A 21,410-nucleotide genomic window follows, 5' to 3' on the forward strand; every position below is an offset into this window, starting at 1 on the left:
TTGAGCTATAATGTTAATTGTTTTACAAAAGGGTGGGAGAGTGGGTATCATAAATAAGCCTTAGTCCATCATTTTTTTTTGGAATATTTAGATGTTAATCATTTTTCTCTATCTCTAATGCATTGATGATCCATGTACCATTAAGAGTTAATTCAAGTAATTCATCATCACCGATCTCCACCTCAACGGTTTCAATCTTTTGTTTGCCAGAATACACTTTTTCGTTTTTCATTAGCTGTTTTCCGTTAATGGCAAACGACATATCGAAAGTTGCCCCCTTGAAATAAATCATCTCGGCCTTAGTGCGGGCATCGCCCATGTAATATTTTACTTTGTAGGTACCCTTTTTAAGTTTCACAAAAAACTTAGCTTCTTTCTTACCGGTGAGTCCGTCACGCTGCCAAAATATTACACGCTCCGAAGCTTCGTTATGGTGGTGCCAAATGTTGTTTACATCCTGGGCCCTCCATCCAAATTGGTTTTTATTTGGATCGAACACATGACGCTGATTAACCGGCGTAAAGCCTAATGCTTCGATCATAGAATATAAAGCAAAATTCAGTTTTGCTCCTGTTAAAGGTGCTGGTTTTGGCAAAGCATTTACTTTTGCCATTTCTTCGGTTAATACAGGTGCTAAAGCTATTTTAGACGGAGAATAACTTGCAAAGTTATTGTAGCTTTCGGGTGCTCCAATCAGTCCTCGCTTTTGTGTAGCCTTTGCTTGGTCATCAGCACATAATACCAATCTGTCGATTCCAATTTCGGTATTTATCTGATAAATTTTAATAGTATGATAACCCGGCTCTTCAACAGTAATTTCGAAAGGCATTTTCTCCATTTGCGTTAGGATATTCATTTCCCAGCTCCAGTTTTCTTTTGCGCCACTTGGTAATTTCGCCGATTTCCGTTGTCCTTTTTGTCTGACACCCGATAAAACCAGAGGTTCATCATTATTTAAACCAACAGCTATTTCACATGTGTTTCCTTTTCCTTCGTTCAGCGTTGGTATGCGGTATAACTGACCGTAGTAAGTTCCTGTACTTGCAAAATATACTGAATACTCTAATCGGGCTGCATTAGATTTGATATCGTCCTTAACTTTACTTCCACCTTTAATAAACATAGACGAACCATAATAACCAAAGTTATCATACTTATGCCATTTGGCATCTTTTCCATCTTGTTTGAGGGTATAGTTTTCTGCCTCAATTGCTACAATGCCATTACCCTCAACATACGATTTTTCTTTAAGGTCGATATCGAACTTAGTTGCTTTAACAGGATACAGTTTTGAAAATCCGTGCTTATCCTTAACGGTAATAATTGCTTTGTTATCGCCTGTAGAAGCCTTACCCCAATCGATATTGACGAACAAACGTTCTTCGATGCTTACACTTCCACCTGTTTTTGAGAACTTAACCCACTCTGCATCCGCTTCAATATTCCAATCGCTTGCTTCAATATCTTTATTAAAAACATCGATAAAACGTATTTTATCTTCGAAAGAAGAAAAGCGTAATTCGACATTTTCATTTCCTATGGCCTGACCTTCGCAAACCGAACCTATTCCTTTTACGGCTTCTTCGTTGTATTTTTCGTCGTATACCTGATTGTTCGGAATATTTGCCACATCGAATATGCGCTCCTTAAAATTATACAAAGCATATGGATCCATAATGCCATTCCACTTGCCGTCTTTAATGGTTCTGTATTCCTCTAAATCGGCTTGTATGGCCGCTTCTGCTTTTTCCGATAAAGTTTTATATGCATTTACACTGGCAAAACGTCCTTGCTTTGCATAAGCTACATTTTTACGATAATACTGCGTTTTTTCGAGCATTAACCTTGTAGAGCGAATTGGATAATAAGCTAGGTGCCAGAAAGGAATTTTATAAGATTCTTCAAGTTTGTTATAGATAGCTTTTGCTTTTTGTTCTAATTCATTTGCCGTTTGAATTTGCCGTTGTGTTTCATCACCAAAATCGAACATACTATAGAAACGATACCTAAAGTTATTTTCATATTTCCAGTCCCAAAATGGGAATAGATGCTCCGGTTTTTTAGGGCGACAAAGGTTATGGAAATCATTAATTAAATCAGCAATTTCTGTCGCATCAGCCTCGTTAACACTAAACTGCTGTTTCGCACTTTTTTGCAAAAAGTCTTTGGTTTTATTCTTGGTGTACGAATCGATATTATATGCTAAAGACATATAGAATTGAAGTCCCAACTCGGCAGGTTTAATGTCGCCTACATTCACAATCCAGAAGTTGCGCACATTTTGGTCATATACTTTTCGTAATTCCTCCTGAATTAAAGGTAGCGGCGTAGTATAAAGCCAATCGTAAGTTGCACCGCCCTGATATGCTAAGTGATAATAAAGACCATTTCCTCCTGCACGTGCTTGTTCATTAGAATTTGGTAACTGACGCGCATAACCAAAGTTATCTTCGGTCCATACCATAATCACATCCTCAGGTAATTTTAAACCCTCGCACTGCTCTTTGCCATCCTTGCTTTCGCCATTGTATATTTCTCCGGTTTCTTCGTAAGGCACAAATATTTGTGTTACGGCATCTTCTGAGCCAAACGTTTCTTTAATCATTTCACGCTGGCGGTCGATAACTTTTTGCAATAGCTTTACCTTATTTTCTAAGGTTGGATTTTTAAGATTCGCATATTCGAATGGCGAATCGTGTACACCGCGAATACCTAAGGTGTAAATCATATTAAAATCCTTTGACTCATCTAAACGTTGTTGCCAGTAAGCTTCAATAGTTTTAGGATTTACCGTGTAATCCCATACCGGAACCCCTTTGGCATCGTACATATCTTTGTGTTCTTTGGCCCAATCGTACCACTCGGCAAAATTGTTACGCGCCATATTTTCGCAATGCGACGAGCCAACGTAGATACCATACTCCTTAGCATTTTTAGGATTTACAGGCACTCCGTTTTCATCTTTTGCCTCAAAGAAATAACTACCGGCTTGCATCATTCCAGGCCAAATTGAATTTGCCTTTAGACGAAGTAAAAGTTCGAATATACGTTTGTATGCACCTGGACTGATGTGTGTATTATATTCATCAGACGTAGTTTTTTCGCTCCATTGAATCAAGGCTTCTTCGTCGTTAATGAATATCCCTCGGAAGCGTACCGATGGCTCGAAGGGTAAGACCAGACAATCTTTTAAAACAACCTTACTTTTTCGCTCAGGAACAACATCGCACCACCAGTACATTGGCGATATTCCAATTCGTTCAGATATTTCGTAAATACCGTAAACCGTTCCATTGGCATCACTACCTGTAATAACAAGTGCTTTGTTTATATTATTGGAAGGGTTTTCAACAGCCTTTAACAGAAATGCTTCGTGCATGCTTTCTAAACTGTCGGCTTCGTTTATTAAGTCTATCGACTTTAGGTATTGAACGGTTGAATTTTTAACAGAACCGATAATTATTGCATTGTTTCCGACTTCACTTAATGAGTGTACAATATTTGGTTTTGTTCCTGTAACCATCGCAATATCATTTTGTAAATCTGATACAGCTCTAAGAATTTGCGGTTCTTCGGTTTCTGATACGTAAATGTTAGATACTTCTCCATTATTAAAAAGTGTGAAACTGTTGGTGTGATTTTGTTTAGAACAACTAACAAGTGTAATTATAAATACTAAAATTAAGAGTAATAAATATTGCCTTTTCATTTATATGAGAGTTTTTATGAATAACCTTTCGGTAAAAATATGCACCTCGAATAATTTGGATTGCTAACATTCAGCAATTCACGTTTTTTAACTGTTAAAAACTTCTTGTAAGATGTTGCTTGTCAGTTCTTTTTAATTATATCATTAAGTCTGTTAGCATTTTGAACATCTTTTAACGCAGAATATATATTCCGTAATTTTGGTACATTTACAACAATTATGAAATTAGAAAAAGACAAAATATTAGCACATCTACAGAAAATTATATCTGATAAAAAATTTTCAAGGTCAAAAACAAATGTTCGTTTACTTCGATTCTTGGTTGAGTCAACGTTAAACAATATTGATGTAAAGGAAAGTACTATTGGAACTGAATTCTTTGGTTCGCATTACGACCCTGTAAAATCGGACAATAATGTTAGAGTATATATTTATCATTTGCGCAAAAAGCTTGATGAATATTATGCGCAGAATGCCAAGCCGGGTGATATTGTTTTTCGAATAGCTAAAGGACAGTATAATGTTCAGTTTGATAAGTTTCAAAAAACATCTACCTATAAGAAAGTTTCACTCCATATTGTTTCTCTTGTTGCAGTAACTATTCTTACTACTGTTATTGGAATATTATTATATAAAAAACCTGTCAATGGTTTTTGGGAGAACTTAATGAAAAACAACTTTCCGACTACTGTAATATTTGGAGATTATTTTACTATTGAAGGACCTACCACTACAAGCAGCAAAGGAATAACACGTGATTATGAGATTAATTCAGAACAAGAATTACATGAATTTCTGAAAATCAATCCTGAATTGGAGGGCAAAATGCACCCAAGCCGACATCATTATTTTAACTGGATGGCTCCGTATTGCAGTAGAAATATTACGGAATTTTGGGTTGAATATAATTATCCATTTGATATTACACAGATATCGGAATGGAGCGTGGCTCAACTTGCGAAGGAAAATTTGGTATACTTTGGTCAATCAAAATCAATGGGAATGCTCAAGAATATTATATCAGAAAACTTTCCTCAGTACTCTTTTAGAAGTCAAATAGTTGAGCGTAAAGACCCAAATACTAATACAATCATATCGTATGGAGATATTGTTAACTATAATGATAAAATTATTGATTATACGGTAGTCGCAAAAATTTCGATGCCTACAGGAAATGAAATGCGTTTTTTCCTTTCTGACCAAGATTGCGGAGCTATTAGCGCACTTAACTATTTTACTCAAAACGATTCTGTAGCTGCATTCTACAAACGACATGATTTAGAGAAACATGATGATTTTATAGCTCTTTTTAAGGTCTCAGGATGGCAAAGAAAATCTTATGAAATGGAATTTTTATTGCTGGATAAGAAGTAATACCAAAAACATCATCAAATGATTGATGTAAATTACTTCTGTTAAGTTTTAACTTCATCGTAAAAACCCAATATAATTCAATTTATTCATCAATTATTTAATAATGCATTTGGTATAATTCGTTTTTGTTAATTAGTAGTACTCCCTGTAAATTATAAATTGAAACGTTGTAGTTTGCATGGTTTCCAAAGTATACGTGTAATTCGGTTTCTGCAGGGTTCGGAAATACCTTAATATTAGCTTCACCATTAGGCTCAATTCCTGTATCACCATCCTCTATCTTTATTTTTGACAAGCCAATTATAGAGTAACTTTCACCATTGCTTGATGTAAATCTTGGAAACAGAAAGTAGAACTCTCCATTTTCTAATTCCGATGTTGGGGTAATCCCGGTAAGGTCAATGTTTACTTTGGCGGTACCGCTATTCACTATTCTTTGTTTGTACAAACAATCTCATATTTTATATTTTCAGTGTCTTTAAAATATAAGGCATAATAATTTTCACTGTATTCCTTATGAATTTGAGGTCTAGAAACTATTTCAGCACCTATTTCACGCAATTTAAGGTATGCATTATCCACTTCTGTCCGTGAACTTGCTTTAAATGCTAAATGATGTAATGCTCCAGGTTTTCGTCTGTTTATAGAATCATTCTTAAAAGCTTCTCGAGGCGAGGTTATCGCAAATGCCAACAATTCATGAGTATATTCAATTACATGAAAGTCATTTTCTTCAATAAATGCTTTAACTTTATTCTTAATATTGAATCCTAAAATTTGTAGAAATTGGTCGTAGAATTTTTCAGCTACATTTATGTCCTTTACGGTGATCTGAATATGGTCAATTATGGGTTTCATATATAATTAAATAAGGTTTATTTTCGGTTTGACATAAAAGCTAATGTTGACTGGATGAAGCGATTGGCGATTGAACGAAACCAACCTTCTGAAATCCTGCTGAGCCAAATCTTGTTATTTTGTTTGTAGCGTTCATTCCAAACGGAATGAAGAGCGTTGGCGGAACTTGTTTCGCCATAATTCACTTCCAAATCACTGCCACCCCACATTGTTTATTCCAATTTGTTGGACGCTGTAATTTCTAATTCCAATCGCGCTGATAATAAGCCCAATTTGTATTAATTTGTTCTACTTGTAAATATTCAAAATCTTTTTTCAGTCTATACGTGCTGTCTTGTGAATATCTTAAACCTTCGAGGTCAAATTCCAAGTCTACACATGATGAACAATTGTATACTTTACTTATAGATTTTAGGTGATACTTTTTCAAGGTATTTACTAATGCCATGTAATCACCTATATCAATCTTTTCATATTTAAGCACCTCTTCCAAACTATTTAAATATATTCTTTTCTCTGTTTGTTTGTTATATTTCTCCCATTTCTGAAAACACAAACTCCAATAATTGACTCCGTCACAAGTTCCTTTGTCATAATGTGAAGTTATATTGATATATGTTATAGTTCCTTGTCGAAGAAAATCATTGCATATTGTCTGTAAAGTTTCTTGATTGGCACTCAAGACTGACTTTATGTCTATTCTTTTACAGCTAGTTAATGTAGAGATGCTTAATAAAAGTGTAAGTGTTATGTTCGTAAATCTTGAATATGCCATATTAAATAATCTCCTAATTATCACGTAGATTCGGCAATCTACATTATTGCGTCCAACTTATCTGTATCCCATCATTTAAGGGTATAAATCTTTATAGCAACCTAACTACTAATGTTATGAAATTTCGTTTGTTATTTTAGCCACTGTGCAGTATAATCATGGTTAGGATTTTAGATATTGTTTTCTATGCTTGTCGAAAATAGAAAAAATAAGCTTATTGCTAGCAGTTTATCATTGCTAGTTAAAGTTGGTGCCTTAATTTATAATAATGCTAAATTATGTATAGGTGGGTGCTACCATAAGCGGCACTCAATGAGTAGTGGCAGAGGTGTAGACTTATTAGAGCATGGCCATGAGCTCGAGTTGGGAGCAACGTATGTTACGTTGCTTTATAACAGCATGATAAAATAAAAAAGTTCGAACATTAGTTACTGCTATTTAATAGAGTACCTTTACAAACGGATTACTAATCTTTTAGTATCAATCATTCACTATCATTTTTGTTGATAAGCTTAGGAAGCAGAAAATACTACATCAGCAGACTTCATACTTATAGTTGAATTATCAGTAATGGTCCCAACATTGGAGTACTAATACTTAGTGCGCTGAATGCCTTAAGGGTGTTTAGTTTATTTCGATGATATCAATACATCTTTACATGAATACTGATATAAACAATTGTTGTGGTACAAAACGTATTACCACGGCATTGCTTCTTGCTGCTGGTACTGGAAGTCGCCTTTTTCCTCTAACTAAAAGCTCTCCAAAATGCCTTACTCTTGTTAATGAAAAATCTATTCTCGCCCGACTGGTTACCAACCTAAAAAAGCAAGGGTTTAAACGATTGGTAATTGTAACAGGCCACGAACAAAAATGCATTGTTGATTATCTTGGAGATAAATCGGGAGACTTGAATATTGAATATATTCACAGTCCTTTATATAAAACAACCAATAATATTTATTCGCTTTGGATGGCTAAAAATATTATCAATGAGCCCTTTGTTTTATTTGAAAGCGATTTGGTATTGAGTTCTACCTTACTTGATGATATGGTTTATCCTGATAGGATGGCTGTTGCTTTAATGCAACCTTGGTTAAACGGCACCACAGTGTCTATCGACCAAACAAATATGGTTACACAATTTCAACAAGGAACTAGCGATTCCTATTCTGATATTAGGTATAAAACCGTTAATATATATAGCTTTTCGCTTCAATCGTGGCAGGCTATTGTTAAGCGTTTAAACCAATATATAGAAGCAGGTGATGTGAACTGTTATTACGAAACCGTTTTTTCTGAAATGGTTGATAGTAAAAGCCTCTCTCTTAACTCGGTTTCCTTCGACCACAAACCGTGGTACGAAATCGACACTATTGAAGATTTGGCAAAAGCTGAATTGTTATTTCCTGTGCCAGAGCAAAAGGTTGTTAGGCACGAAAATTCAATAGTATAATTGAAAGAAGGAACAGAAGAAGTAATGAAGCATAAAAATACAATGGAGAATAAATACAATACGCAAGAAGAAAAATACGAATACATATCAAAGCAGCATGGTGGCTATTATAGGCACCACTTTACCGATCATGCTTATTTGTATAACTTATATTTCCCACCCAAGGAAATTTTTAGTCATTTAAAAGATAATATTCACAACCTTGTTCTGAATTATCCAATGGCGCAAGATGCACTTGCCGAACTAATTGGCTGCATTATTAACCAACAATCAGAAAGAATTATAGTAGGAAATGGCGCTGCCGAAATTATAAAAATACTTTCAGGAAGTTTAGCAAAGAAAATTATAGTTCCTGTTCCCTCATTTAATGAATATGTGAATGCAGCCCCTGAAGGCAAGGCTGTTGAATTCCCCCTTGAATTTCCATCCTTACAACTTGATGTAGATAAATTTGCCGATGAAGCAATAAAAGTTGGTGCCGATATGGCTGTTGTGGTTACGCCCAATAATCCTACATCGATGTTAGTTCCAAAAAACGATTTAATTAGATTAGCTAAAAAGCTAGAACCAAGCAATTGCATGCTTATTATTGATGAATCTTTTCTGGATTTTGCCGATAATAATGAACAGATAAGTCTAGAGAAAGATATTGACAAATATCCTAATATGGCAATTCTAAAAAGTATGAGTAAAGCCTATGGTATTTGTGGATTGAGAATTGGTTACATGTTAACAGCAAATGCCGATTTTGCAAAAAAGGTTAGAGGTGGCATACACATTTGGAACATCAATGGTTTTGCCGAAGAATTTTTAAGGATATTACCCCAATATAAACAGGAGTTTAAGGCGAGTTGCAATAAAGTAAAAGTAGATAGAGATATTTTTTACGACCAGTTGTGTTCCATTGAAGGAATGAACGTTTTTAACCCCGATGCTAACTACATTTATTGCCGTTTGCCAGATGCGGCTATAAGTGGCCCTGAAGTGGTAAAGCGTTTATTTATTAAGCACAATATTTACATCAAAGATAGTGTTGGAAAAACCCAACCCGATGCCCACCGGTATATACGTATTGCCAGTAGAACTCAGGAAGAAAATAATAAACTAATTGCTGCACTAAAGGAGGTGATGTATGAATAGTATCAAACAAAAAAGTGTATTCAGCTTTATCATCGATTTGCCAAATATTTGTTCTCTATTAGGTTTATTAAGTGCCGTAATAGGAATTTATTTTGCCATACAAGAAAATTTTTCAGCTGCAATAGTAGCGGTTTTGTGGGCTGTGCTGTTCGATTGGTATGATGGTATTATTGCACGTAAACTGAAAGGACGAACGAAGGTACAGGGTGAATTTGGCGCTCAGCTTGATTCTATGATTGATATTGTAAGTTTTGGTATTTTGCCTGCTATCCTACTTTTAAGTTACGGAAATTACAATGTTTGGTTTATACCTGGTGCATTTATAATTGTTGCATCTAGTGCTATTCGGCTAAGCTACTTTAATGTATATGGGCTTATCGATAGCAAAACCTATAAAGGTTTCCCTCTTGATAATAATGTGCTTATTTTGGCATTTGTATTCTTATTTGAGGGCTTCTTTAAAACAAGCACCTTTTCTTTAATAATATATGCACTTATGATGTTTCTATCGGCACTAAATTTATCCTCAATCCCAACGGTAAAATTAGGAGGTAAGTGGGTTTATGTTTTGGACATATATGTTTTGGCGCTTACTTGTATATATATTTGGCTTTTATAGTTTCAATTATTGATTTGAAGTATGTTCTGTATGAAAGCCAAAGGTTAGCCAAATGAAGTGTATGGCGATTTCACAAATCAGACCTTTCAAACTTTCATGAAGCCAAATCACTGATTTGTTTTAGTGTTTTATTTCTAAAGCCAAATCGGTGGTTTGGCATTGCTAGCCGAAGTTTAGTGCCAACCAATAAACACCGTCCTCTATACTGTGCTTAGTAAATAAAAGTATGTGCGCCCAAACTATAGAGAGGCGCATAGCTCAGGCGGGTTCCTTGGCCAGTGGGAAAGGGGGGGCAGCAGAATAATAGTTCGCTGGTAGATACTTGATTAGAACTTTTCTTTATTCTTAATCCATATATTGGTCAGCTGAGATAGAAATCTTTTTGACACATTCACCGTTCATATCTTTGTAATAATAAGCCATAGTAACTTCATTATCACGATACGCTTTAAAGTCAGGGTTTGGTTTAACATTATTTACTACTCCTGTTCAATTCTAATTTGTTGTCGTAACCTATTCGGAATACAACTAATCAGTTTACTTTTTAAGCCCGATGAGCCCGAATTATGTTTCTTCAGTACAATTAAATACCAAGTCATTAATACCAGACCTTTAATTATGCTTGATAAACTAATGGCCCACCAGATACCAAACATACCCAATAGTTTTTCCGATGAAAGAATAAGCGCAGCAGGTACTCGGGCGCCTGTAAATATGATACCAACAAGCGATGGGGGCACGGTTTTTCCAATACCATTAAAGGCGCCACGCGTTATTATTTCAAGAATCATGAATATTTGTGATATAGCAAGTATTTTAAGATAATGAACACCCATTGCCAAAGCAGTGGTTTCTTTTAAGAAGAGGGAGAAAATAGGCTCTCCTAAAAATAAGAAAGCAAGCGTTATTATCCCACCTAAAACCACGCCAATACCAATTGTGGTAAGGTATCCTTTCTTTATTCTGTCCCAATTACCAGCTCCGTAATTCTGTCCCGTAAAACTTCCCAATGCCGTAGCAAAGCCCGATGATGTCATCCACGAAAGTGCTTCTATTTGAGCACCTACACTCTGCACTGCAATGGGCGTATCGCCCCATTGGGTAATCATACGCGCTAGGATTAATGCAAAAATAGCAAACAGACTACTCTCGGCAGCAATCGGAGATCCTAACTTAAATATAGATTTGGTAATATCTCGGCACAACTTAAAGTGTTTCAGTTGTGGATCCATAATCTCTTTCTTCCAAACAAAGCGGATCATAAAAATGATAAAAACCACCAATTGAGCAATAACGGTAGCTGTGGCTGCACCTTCTATTCCCAGTTCCGGAATAAAGCCAAAGCCAAAAATCAGTAAAGGGTCTAATATCATATTTAGTCCTAAACCCACCAATAGATAGTAAAATGGAAGTCTGCTATTGCCAACGCCATTATAAATACCCTGAAATGTAGGATTGATAAAGGTGAAAATAAATCCCAACGAAACAATGCGTAAATAACTGATAGAACCGTTTTCAACAACACCTTCAGATAAGCGAAATACACTAATGAGCTCGGGGGTAAATATTAAAGCAATCAGCATTATGGCGGTTGATAATACTAGTGCCCAAAACAAGGAATGCCTGGCAAATTTACCCGCTTTTTCTTTATCCTGTTTACCTAAAGATTGCGATACGCCTATTTCGGCACCAATGCGCGTAATAAGCAGAATTGACATACCAAGCCAAACGTAAAAACCTGCAGAACCAACAGAAGCAACCGCATCGCTACCTAGCTGACCTAACCAAATCATATCAGTTAAGTTGTACGCCATTTGCATTAGCGAAGTGCCAATAATAGGAATTGCAAGGCTGAACAGTTGCTTAAATATCGGCCCTTTAGTTAAATCGATTGCTTTATTCATAAGCCGCAAAATTACAAAAAAATAGCTTGGTATTTATGAGTTTAAACAGGAGTAAAGCCTACCTAATTTTATTCTTTGTGCATCAGAATGTGTTTGTATTATATTGGTTTTAATAGCTTCAGGCTGTTTACCAATACCAAAATAAGTACAATCTGACTTAAAACATATGTCAACACAAAACTATATAACTATCTTTGCGTTTCTATAAAGCTAAAAGATATTATTACAGTATCCTTGGCATATTATATTTAGAAGGAGATTTAAATGGAAGAGATAATAATAAAAAATGCGGAGCAAATTGCGGGGATACGTAAAAGCTCTCAGTTGGCTGGTAATACACTCAAGTATATTAGTGACTTTGTAAAAGAAGGGGTTAATACCAATAAATTAGATAAATTAATTGAAGAATATATGCGCGATAATGGTGCAATACCTGCTACTCTTGGGTATCATGGTTATCCAAAATCGTGTTGTATTTCTTTAAACGATGTAATCTGTCATGGTATTCCTAACGATAAAACTATTCTTAAAGAAGGGGATATCTTAAACATTGATGTTACCACAATTTTAGATGGTTATTATGGCGATACAAGCACCATGTTTACCATTGGAAATATTTCTGAGGAAGCTGCTAAATTGGTTGAGGATACAGAAGAAGCGCTTTATTTGGGTATTGATGAGGTAAGACCTAATAATAAGTTTGGGAATATTGGTTATGCGATTGATCAGTTTGCCAAGAAGAATAAATACAGTGTAGTGTATGAGTTTTGTGGTCATGGTATTGGATTAGAGTTTCACGAGGAGCCTCAGGTAGAGCATAGTGCTCCAAGAGGATCGGGTGCTTTAATGAAACCAGGTATGATTTTTACCATTGAACCAATGATTAACTTAGGCAAGCCCAAAGCTAATATTGATAAAAATGATGGTTGGACTGCCCGTACCATCGATGGTAAACTATCGGCACAGTTTGAACATACAGTATTGATTACAGAAACCGGATCGGAGATATTAACGGATGTGGGAGAGTACGATATATTCAAATAAGAGCTATATTAAACCTTATAAAGAAACCCTCCATTGCTTTTGTTATGGAGGGTTTCTTTTTACTATATTAACGAAAACCTAAACATTAATAATAACTATGAAGCAAAAAATTGGAATAGCCCTATCGGGTGGAGGTTTTAGAGCAGCAGCTTTCCATTTAGGAACTTTACGTAAGTTAAATCAAATGGGCATATTAGATAAAGTAGATGTAATTTCAACCGTTTCAGGAGGTTCAATAGTTGGTGCTGCCTACACTTTAAATAAAGATAATTTCGAGAGTTTTGAAAAAGAATTTAAGGAAGGCCTACAAAGAAATATGCTTAAAACCTCGTATGTGATATTAGCCATTGTAGGACTTTTCGTACTTATATTGCCATTTGTTTTAGCATATTTTGCTTGGTATTTACTGTTTCTGTATTTACCGGTAATTGCTTTATTCCTCAAATTTCAATTTAATTTACTTCCATTTAGTAAGATGATTGAAAAGCGTTATTCTCAGGTTTTTTATCAGAATAAAACACTAAAGGATTTACCACATAGTCCTGTTTTAGCTATTAATTCTACCAATATTGAATCGGGCAGACCATTTACTTTTTCTAAAGAGAAGATGAATGATTCGTTTTATGAGTATTCACAAAATGGAAGAAAATCAATAAAATTCAGAAATGATAATTTTCCTATTAGTAGGGCTGTTATGGCATCATCATGTGTGCCTTTTGCCTTTACCTATAAAAATAGCTAAGTCTTATTATCAAAATTCTCAGGACTATAAACTTATAAATCCTACATTAATTGATGGGGGAGTATACGATAATCAGGGAATTCACAAATTAACGCATCATGGTTCCGTTTATGAGTGTGAAAACATTATTGTAAGCGATGCCGGTACAGGGTTTAAACCTCTTACCCAGATGAATAATACTTTGATGCTTTTAATACAGACTAGTGAATTATTTATGAATAGAATTAAGAATATTCAGTTTATAAATAATGTAATTTTAAATAAGTATTTGGGTAAAAAATCGATTGCCTATTTGTCCTTAGCTTACGATCCGAAGACGTGTTTATCCTATTTTGCGAACTATGCCAAAGGCGGACAGTTAACTTCTACTATTATTGAAGCACATGGATTAAGTGAGGAAGAAATAGCAAAGATGACTAAACAGGAAATTACAGCATATATGGAACAGCGAATAAATTACGGTGAATTACAGAAGTCGTTTCCAAACAATAATGTTCTAAAAGTAGCTTTAGGAGTAGGTACTAACTTAACGGCTTTGAGTTATGAGCAAATAGAAGCTTTAATGGCAGTTGCCGAATCTTTAACAGAATTACAAGTGCGCTTGTATTGTCCTAATATTATAAAATAATAATGCTTTGTCGCATGCACAGTTCTATCATAGTTTCTTTTAATTATTGAAATAAGTTAGGGTTAATCTGTAGGTTAACTCTGATCGTTTACCTTATTCCTTCTTAAGAATAAATCTTACTACCAAACTACTACATACCATCAAAAACTTTCTTAACTTATGGTTGAGAGTGGTAATTCTAAATATGGTGAGTATGATAAAAAATGTTGCAGTTGTAGGACTTGGCAAAGTTGGATCGCTAGTTGCCATTTTATTAAGTAAATCATTTAAAGTACATGGTTTCGATTCAGAACCTGTTACAGAATCTTTTCCTTTTAAGACTTCTGTGGTTGATATTTCAAATCAACAAACAACATTAAAACAACTTGGGGAAGTTGATGCTGTGGTATCGTGCTTACCTTACAAGTACAATATTATTATTGCTAAAATAGCGCACACTTTAGGCATTCATTATTTCGATTTAACAGAGGATATTAAAACCTCAGTTGAGATAAAGAAACTTTCCGAAACATCCAAAGGAGTTATGGCACCGCAATGTGGTTTAGCTCCCGGTTATATTGCCATTGTGGGATGCAGTTTAATAAATAAGTTTAGCCGTCTTAGAGATGTTGAGTTGCGTGTAGGAGCCTTGCCTAGGTATCCTAATGGTTTATTGGGTTATTCATTTAACTGGTCGCCGGCAGGTGTTATTAACGAGTATATTGAAGATGCAGAGGTAATAGCAAATGGCAAAAGAAAGTATGTAAGCTCTCTACTGGGTTTAGAAACCATTAATATCGAAGGTCGCGAATACGAAGCTTTTTACACAAGTGGCGGTTTGGGTACGTTATGTAAAACTCTAGAAGGCAAGGTTGATACTTTAAACTATAAAACAATACGTTATCCTGGTCATGCCAGATTAATGCGATTCTTATTATCGGAGTTAATCTTAAAGGATAAAAAAGAGCTCATTGAGGAGATATTAACCATTGCTAAGCCTCCTGTTAAAGAAGATATGGTGCATGTATATGCAGCCGTTGAGGGTTGGAAAGGAGATAAGCTTTTTCGCGAAGAGTTTTTTCATACTTATCTGCCTCAGCAGATTGATGGCAAGGAGTACAGAGCGATATCATGGACTACAGCCTCAAGCGTTTGTAGTGTTATAGAGTTGGTGCACAAAGGCATTACAGCTCCAAAAGGATACTTAAAACAAGAGGATATTAGTTTGGATGATTTTTTATCCACCACATATGGTCAATACTATAAAAATCAAATGTAATTATGGAAACGCTTCACCAAATTTTGTCTGGCTTAATGACTCGGTATCAACAGCGCGTTCCTGATGTAAATAGAATTACTCAAACGCTTGTTGATAAAGGATTAATTAAAGATTTATCTGATATTGAAAACGATCATATTGCTTTCAGAACCATTGGAGTGCCTCAATTAGGCATTAAATCTTTAGAGAAAATTTTTCTGCATCATGGATATGAAGCTCGCGATGCATATTATTTTGAGAATAAGAAGATAAATGCCCGCTGGTATGCGCCTCCAAAAACTAATTTACCTCGAATATTTATAAGTGAATTACGAGTAAATGATTTCTCTGATGAGATTCAAACTTTGATAAAATCGTTTACTGATGAAGTGAAATCCGATCCTGTGGATACAATAAATTTAGATGATGCCGCGATGGTCGATAATTTTCTTCATTCGCAATTATGGAGAACACCCACTTGGGAAAACTATAAAATTTTAGCTAACGAAAGTGAATATGCATCGTGGACTATCTATAACAAATACTATCTAAATCATTTTACCATTAGTGTGCATAATTTAGCGAGTCCTTATAATACATTGGAAAAATTTAATCAATTATTGGTTTCGATAGGAATTAAGTTGAACGATGCTGGTGGAATAATAAAAGTAAGTAAAGATGGACTTTTATTGCAAAGCTCATCAGTTTCAGAGCTGATTGAAGCCACTTTTGCCGAAGAGGACATTCATAAAATACCCGGAAGTTATGTTGAGTTTGCAGAACGAAAGGTTTTGCCTCAATTCGCGGATTTACCTATAAACCAAATTACGCGAGCACAAAGAAGAGAAGGTTTTGAAACAGCCAATGCCGATAAAATATTTGAAAGTACCTACTCAAACCAAACAGGCAAGAAGTAAAAGAAATACCGTGCCTCGGAATATATTAGCTTGGTTTTGGGCAAGGCTTTAAGTTACTGTTTTAGATTAAAATTTGGCTTATAATATTGTGAATGTATTTAAGTATTAATCATTAAACTACTCGTTATGTTACAAGATGTTTTAGATCATTTTCAGATAGAAGAACTAAACGAAGGGTCATGGATTGGTTCAGATTCAGTGCAATCAAGGGCTTCGTTAATTGAGGTGTATTCTCCGGTTGATGGTTCTCAAATGGCATCAATAAAGACTACCGATAAAAAAGCCTATCAAACTATTGTTGAAGAATCGAAAAAGGCGAGCGAAGTGTGGCGCAATATTCCAGCCCCTAAGCGAGGTGAAATAGTTCGTCTTTTCGGTGAAAAGTTGAGGAAGGAGAAGAATCACTTAGGTAAGCTGATATCTTATGAAATGGGTAAAAGCATCCAAGAGGCTTATGGAGAAGTGCAAGAAATGATTGACATCTGCGATTTTGCTGTAGGTTTATCACGACAGTTATACGGCCTAACCATGCACAGCGAACGCCCCATGCATCGTATGTATGAACAGTGGCACCCCTTGGGTGTAATTGGCATTATATCAGCTTTCAATTTTCCCACAGCCGTATGGAGTTGGAATAGCACCATTGCTTGGGTGTGTGGTAATATTTGTATCTGGAAAGGATCAGAAAAAACACCTTTAACAGCCTTAGTCTGTCAGAAATTAATAGCCTCTATTCTTCAAGAAAGGGGTTTGCCTCAGGCGATTAGTTGCCTCATTACAGGCGGAAAAGAAGTAGGAGAGTGGCAGAGTTTAGATAAAGATATAGCCCTAGTATCCGCAACCGGTTCTAGCCGAATGGGGAAAGCAGTAAAGCTTAACGTGGCACAAAGGTTTGGGAAATCCTTATTAGAATTGGGAGGGAATAATGCCATGATTATTACTCCAAATGCAGACTTAGGTATTGCTATTCCGGCCACATATTTTGGCGCAATTGGCACAAGCGGACAGCGATGCACATCAACCAGACGTTTAATTGTGCATCAATCGGTTTTAGATTCCGTAGTCGATAAATTGAAGAGTGCTTATGCTCAGGTTAAAATCGGAAATCCGTTAGATGCAAATAATCATATGGGGCCACTAATTGATAATGAGGCGGTACAGAATTATATGGAAGGTATTGAAGCTTGTAAAAAGCAAGGAGGCCAATTTATAGTAGAAGGAGGCATACTTCAAGTCCCTGGTTTCGAAAAAGGCTCGTATGTATCACCTAGTATTGCTTTGGTTAATTCTGATATGACAATTGTTCAAGATGAGTTATTTGCACCTTTATTATACATCATTGCATACAATGAGTTAAAGGAAGCTATTGAAATACAAAATAATGTTCCCCAGGGTCTTTCGTCTACTATTATGACAACTAATATGCGTGAAGCGGAATATTTCCTATCGCATTGTGGCAGCGATTGTGGTATTGCTAATGTAAATATTGGTACTTCGGGTGCTGAGATAGGAGGTGCTTTTGGAGGCGAAAAAGAAACAGGAGGAGGCAGAGAAAGCGGAAGCGATGCCTGGAAAAATTATATGCGTAGACAAACGGTAACCATAAACTATTCTGCCGACTTGCCGCTTTCGCAGGGTATTCAGTTTGAGGTTTAATGTAATACGGTATTTTTAAGAGGTAAAAAATTCAGAGTATCAAAAAAAAAAGAACTGTAGAAACATCAAAAAGGTACTCTAATAATTATCATAAGCCATATTTTTTTCTACTTTCATTGCTGAAAAGATAGTAACCATATGGATGTATTGACATAAAAGATGGGATACAGAATAGTTAACAGCAATTTAACTCCAATGCATAATAACTATGTATAAAGACAAGTTAAAACAAGAATACAAAGAATTAATAGATAATTTCCCTATTATTTACAAATACGTTGATTTTAAAGGTGCGCAAGAGATTATTTCAAACGGCACCTTATTAATAAAGAATCCAGCCTATTTTAATGATCCCTATGATTGTCATCCAAAACTAATTTGCTATGATAATCTGCCAGAACAATACTTGAAAGACTTAATTAATAAACAATTCCCGAACCTAAGTAGACAAGAAAGAAGAAAAAAACAATTAGAGGCGATTCGCAATTCCAAAGAGCCATTAATTGATTTATTTAAAAACGATTTTGCCCTTCGAGAGCGGTACCTTAAAGGGGTTACATGCTTTTCTAAAAAGAAACTGGACATATTAATGTGGTCAATGTATGCTGACAGTCACAAAGGTTTATGTGTCGGCTTTAATTTTGAAAAATTATATAGGAGCCTAAAGTCGCAAAATGAATTTAATGAGGTAATACCATTGTTTGTTAAGTATTCTAAAGTACTTAAATCAAATTGTTTTTTTGAAGATTCATTCAAGGCGGTTGTAGAGTGGCTTAGAACAAAATCAATTGACTGGAAATATGAAGACGAAATTAGGTTTGCATTCGGACCTTTTAATGAATATAAATCAAATACAGGCCTTGTTTCTTTTAATTTAGATGCAATAGAGGAATTATATTTTGGTTATAATATGGATCCAAAAGAAGAGCAAACTATAGTAGAACAAATAAATTCGAAAAACATAAAATGTCAACAATTCAAAATTTCATTAAATGACACTGAGTATAAGTTAGGCGCAAAAGAAAAGCTCTTAATACGCTAGTATAAAGCATATGGCGTTTGTGGTCGCTTGGAACTTAAGTCTGGTAATTAAAAACAATAACAGACAGACTTAACTACATATAGAATTCAGGAACATAGTTTTTATATAAAATGTATATAGAACAACTAACAGAAATAGACATACAAACATTGAATGACTTTAAAAAACCTTATCGTGATTCTATGACAATAAGCGTTACAATGATTGGAATATTGTCTTTGTTAATAGCTGGGGTATTCTTTATTGATATTTATGAGGAGAGTTTTCTTTTTAGGATGTTGCAAATACAATGGACTTTTCCTGTCGTATTTACGACTATTGCGTATTTATGGTATAAATTAAAAGTAAGAACTATAAATGTAGACCTAAAATCTGGAACTAAAAGAATTGAGGAATTTGTTGTTGAGTCAAAAGGAACTGAAAAATATGGTACTTATTCGACTGGTAATTATTTTGCCTCAGGGTCTTCTAACAGGCACTATTTGAAATTTGGAGCCTTTAAATATAATTGTTCAAAGGAAGAATTTGAAAATTTCAAAATAGGGGATAAATTAAAAGTAGCTATATCTCATAAAGCAAGTATCATATTGATGATAGAAATGTTAATGCCTAACAAATAAAGGCCATAGTCTGTCAGCATAAATTTGGGTAGTTTAGCTCTTTAAATTAGCCATCCATGCTCCATTTACACAATCCTATTGGGGATTTACTCAAAACCAATGGGGAAAAGTCTATTTTGATGGGGATTCATTGAACTTTAGTGGGGATTTAGCCAAATTGTCAGGGATTCATTGAACTTTAGTGGGGATTTAGCCAAATTGTCAGGGATTTATTGAATTCGATTGGGGATTTAGCCAATTTGGCATGAAAAAATGCAATTTTATTGAGATACGATGCCGACTAAAAAAAGTCATAGGCTGTGAGTATAGTCCAGCTATTTTAGTTCGTTTATATCAAAACGGCAATAAAAAGTTTACCTGGCCTAAGGATGTATGTAATATCTCAGAATTTAACTTCGATGAATATATTAATTTGTCTTCTATTCTCTTAAATACAATATCCAATCTCACCTTTAAACATTCTGTAAATAGCCTAATTCAATCACTACTATTAGGTATAATCAGGCTCATAAAACCCTACTATTGGGGATTTCATTTGAATAAAAATGTCGATTAATTTGTATGGTCAGTTTAAAACAAATGATGCTTTTATGGTCACATATAAAGAAACACTTAACGGAAAAGTTTTTAAATGCTCAAAATGTAATTTGATACATGTTGAGTATAAAAATATAAATATCAACCTGAGTAAATCGCAATTTCAACAGTACGCAGATTATTTAGCTACGCTTGATGGGGCAATGTGGGAAACGCAAAATACGAAGGCAGCATTTAGTCGTAAAATAATAATTCCAACAAGTGATTCTTATATTCGAATTTTATTGAATAAAGAAGAACTTAATGAATTAAAATATCTTTTTGGCTGCAACGAATGCTTAAAAATATTGAAAACAATACGCGAAGAATTATTAGTCGCAACTTATTTAAACTAACAACCATGACAACTTTAAAAACTAAAATCGACAATCAGAGTACCCGTGTTTTTATGATAGGAGGCTTTTCGTTACACGATGAAGATTGGATGAAAGAGAAAACGAAGAAGAAATCTAAAAACAGTAAAGATAATGAGTAATATAGGAATTTTTTACGGCTCAACAGGGGGTAATACTCAGGATGCAGCCAAAGAGTTGGCAAAGTTATTAGATGCCGATGTACATAATGTTTACAAAGCATCTGTTGATGAATTAAACAATTACGAAACTATAATTCTAGGCTCTTCAACATGGGGAGTGGGCGAATTACAAGACGATTGGGAAGACTTTTTACCAAAGCTACAATGCCTAAAATTAGAGGGTAAAAAAGTAGCATTATTTGGCTTAGGTGATGGAGAATCATATGCCGATACTTTTGTTGATGCCATAGGTATAATACACAATGCCTTAAAGGAGCAAGCTTGCCAATTTATTGGCAAAGTAAGCACTGATGGTTATGAGTACGATGAATCGTTAGCTGAAATAGACGGTATGTTTATTGGCTTACCCCTTGATGATGATAATCAGTCCGACTTAAGTCCGCAAAGGTTAATACAATGGGCAGAGCAGCTTAAAACAGAATTACAATAATTTACTCTGGTTATATAAAAGGTGGGACAAAAGTTTATACGACATGTACTTCGATATTTACTATTGACTAGATAAAAGATATCCAGTCCCACCTTTAATTTTACAACGATAACAGAAACTTATTCAT

At 34.9% G+C, this 21,410-nt stretch carries 20 protein-coding genes; 15 read left to right on the top strand and 5 right to left on the bottom strand.

The genetic code is table 11. From position 1 onward, the window contains the following. Positions 1-94: 94 nt before the first annotated feature. Positions 95-3,709: a glycosyl hydrolase 115 family protein gene (locus QMO11_RS10985; protein ID WP_282037325.1), complete on the bottom strand. Its 3,615-nt coding sequence runs from the start codon at positions 3,707-3,709 to the stop codon at positions 95-97. Positions 3,710-3,928: 219 nt separating this feature from the next. On the opposite strand from QMO11_RS10985, the gene QMO11_RS10990 reads away from it, so the two are divergent. Next, positions 3,929-5,083 carry a helix-turn-helix domain-containing protein gene (locus QMO11_RS10990; protein WP_282037326.1) on the top strand — a complete coding sequence of 385 codons (1,155 nt, stop codon included), beginning with the start codon at positions 3,929-3,931 and terminating at the stop codon, positions 5,081-5,083. Between the two features lie 97 nt (positions 5,084-5,180). On the opposite strand, the gene QMO11_RS10995 is transcribed toward QMO11_RS10990, so the two are convergent. The 3 genes from QMO11_RS10995 to QMO11_RS11005 all read right to left on the bottom strand — a co-directional run bounded on the left by QMO11_RS10995 (position 5,181) and on the right by QMO11_RS11005 (position 6,716). Continuing rightward, on the bottom strand, positions 5,181-5,513 hold the full coding sequence (locus tag QMO11_RS10995; protein WP_282037328.1) for a T9SS type A sorting domain-containing protein: 333 nt from the start codon (positions 5,511-5,513) through the stop codon (positions 5,181-5,183). After that, positions 5,513-5,941: a VOC family protein gene (locus QMO11_RS11000; protein WP_282037330.1), complete on the bottom strand. Its 429-nt coding sequence runs from the start codon at positions 5,939-5,941 to the stop codon at positions 5,513-5,515. The genes QMO11_RS10995 and QMO11_RS11000 overlap by 1 nt, the downstream gene beginning before the upstream one ends. A 241-nt stretch (positions 5,942-6,182) precedes the next feature. Then, on the bottom strand, positions 6,183-6,716 hold the full coding sequence (locus tag QMO11_RS11005; protein ID WP_282037332.1) for a hypothetical protein: 534 nt from the start codon (positions 6,714-6,716) through the stop codon (positions 6,183-6,185). A 658-nt stretch (positions 6,717-7,374) separates the two neighbouring features. Here QMO11_RS11005 and QMO11_RS11010 point away from each other — a divergent pair. From QMO11_RS11010 to QMO11_RS11020, 3 genes are read left to right on the top strand one after another with little or no spacing between them, the layout of a single operon-like run. Next, positions 7,375-8,172 carry a phosphocholine cytidylyltransferase family protein gene (locus tag QMO11_RS11010; RefSeq protein WP_282037333.1) on the top strand — a complete coding sequence of 266 codons (798 nt, stop codon included), beginning with the start codon at positions 7,375-7,377 and terminating at the stop codon, positions 8,170-8,172. Beyond that, complete coding sequence (locus tag QMO11_RS11015) at positions 8,173-9,312, top strand: pyridoxal phosphate-dependent aminotransferase (protein WP_282037335.1); 1,140 nt, start codon at positions 8,173-8,175, stop codon at positions 9,310-9,312. It begins immediately after the preceding gene. Next, positions 9,305-9,931 carry a CDP-alcohol phosphatidyltransferase family protein gene (locus QMO11_RS11020; RefSeq protein WP_075603969.1) on the top strand — a complete coding sequence of 209 codons (627 nt, stop codon included), beginning with the start codon at positions 9,305-9,307 and terminating at the stop codon, positions 9,929-9,931. The genes QMO11_RS11015 and QMO11_RS11020 overlap by 8 nt, the downstream gene beginning before the upstream one ends. A 479-nt stretch (positions 9,932-10,410) precedes the next feature. Here the strand turns inward: QMO11_RS11020 and QMO11_RS11025 are convergent, their stop codons facing one another. Next, complete coding sequence (locus QMO11_RS11025; RefSeq protein WP_075603971.1) at positions 10,411-11,835, bottom strand: MATE family efflux transporter; 1,425 nt, start codon at positions 11,833-11,835, stop codon at positions 10,411-10,413. Positions 11,836-12,099: 264 nt separating this feature from the next. Between QMO11_RS11025 and map the strand changes: the two genes are divergently transcribed. The 11 genes from map (at position 12,100) to QMO11_RS11080 (ending at position 21,283) form a co-directional block, all read left to right on the top strand. After that, on the top strand, positions 12,100-12,879 hold the full coding sequence (gene map / locus QMO11_RS11030) for a type I methionyl aminopeptidase (protein WP_075603972.1): 780 nt from the start codon (positions 12,100-12,102) through the stop codon (positions 12,877-12,879). A gap of 97 nt (positions 12,880-12,976) precedes the next feature. Beyond that, on the top strand, positions 12,977-13,621 hold the full coding sequence (locus QMO11_RS11035) for a patatin-like phospholipase family protein (protein WP_282037338.1): 645 nt from the start codon (positions 12,977-12,979) through the stop codon (positions 13,619-13,621). After that, positions 13,545-14,249: a hypothetical protein gene (locus tag QMO11_RS11040; protein ID WP_282037340.1), complete on the top strand. Its 705-nt coding sequence runs from the start codon at positions 13,545-13,547 to the stop codon at positions 14,247-14,249. Before QMO11_RS11035 ends, QMO11_RS11040 begins: the two co-directional genes overlap by 77 nt. 193 nt (positions 14,250-14,442) lie before the next feature. Then, positions 14,443-15,507, top strand: a complete 1,065-nt coding sequence (locus QMO11_RS11045) for a saccharopine dehydrogenase family protein (RefSeq protein ID WP_282037342.1) — start codon at positions 14,443-14,445, stop codon at positions 15,505-15,507. A gap of 2 nt (positions 15,508-15,509) precedes the next feature. After that, on the top strand, positions 15,510-16,403 hold the full coding sequence (locus tag QMO11_RS11050; protein WP_282037344.1) for a DUF1338 domain-containing protein: 894 nt from the start codon (positions 15,510-15,512) through the stop codon (positions 16,401-16,403). Between the two features lie 126 nt (positions 16,404-16,529). Then, complete coding sequence (amaB, locus tag QMO11_RS11055) at positions 16,530-18,059, top strand: L-piperidine-6-carboxylate dehydrogenase (RefSeq protein ID WP_282037346.1); 1,530 nt, start codon at positions 16,530-16,532, stop codon at positions 18,057-18,059. A gap of 208 nt (positions 18,060-18,267) precedes the next feature. Further along, positions 18,268-19,101: a DUF2971 domain-containing protein gene (locus QMO11_RS11060; protein WP_282037347.1), complete on the top strand. Its 834-nt coding sequence runs from the start codon at positions 18,268-18,270 to the stop codon at positions 19,099-19,101. Between the two features lie 182 nt (positions 19,102-19,283). Next, on the top strand, positions 19,284-19,721 hold the full coding sequence (locus QMO11_RS11065; RefSeq protein WP_139314973.1) for a hypothetical protein: 438 nt from the start codon (positions 19,284-19,286) through the stop codon (positions 19,719-19,721). Between the two features lie 545 nt (positions 19,722-20,266). Further along, on the top strand, positions 20,267-20,653 hold the full coding sequence (locus QMO11_RS11070) for a DUF6686 family protein (RefSeq protein WP_282037350.1): 387 nt from the start codon (positions 20,267-20,269) through the stop codon (positions 20,651-20,653). A 5-nt stretch (positions 20,654-20,658) separates the two neighbouring features. Next, the gene (locus tag QMO11_RS11075) at positions 20,659-20,793 is read left to right on the top strand and encodes a hypothetical protein (protein WP_262507012.1); all 135 of its coding nucleotides are present in this window, start codon (positions 20,659-20,661) and stop codon (positions 20,791-20,793) included. Then, positions 20,786-21,283: a flavodoxin gene (locus QMO11_RS11080; protein WP_282037352.1), complete on the top strand. Its 498-nt coding sequence runs from the start codon at positions 20,786-20,788 to the stop codon at positions 21,281-21,283. The genes QMO11_RS11075 and QMO11_RS11080 overlap by 8 nt, the downstream gene beginning before the upstream one ends. Positions 21,284-21,410 lie beyond the last annotated feature (127 nt).

This window comes from Saccharicrinis aurantiacus (genome assembly GCF_947489045.1).
Lineage (GTDB): Bacteria > Bacteroidota > Bacteroidia > Bacteroidales > Marinilabiliaceae > Saccharicrinis > Saccharicrinis aurantiacus.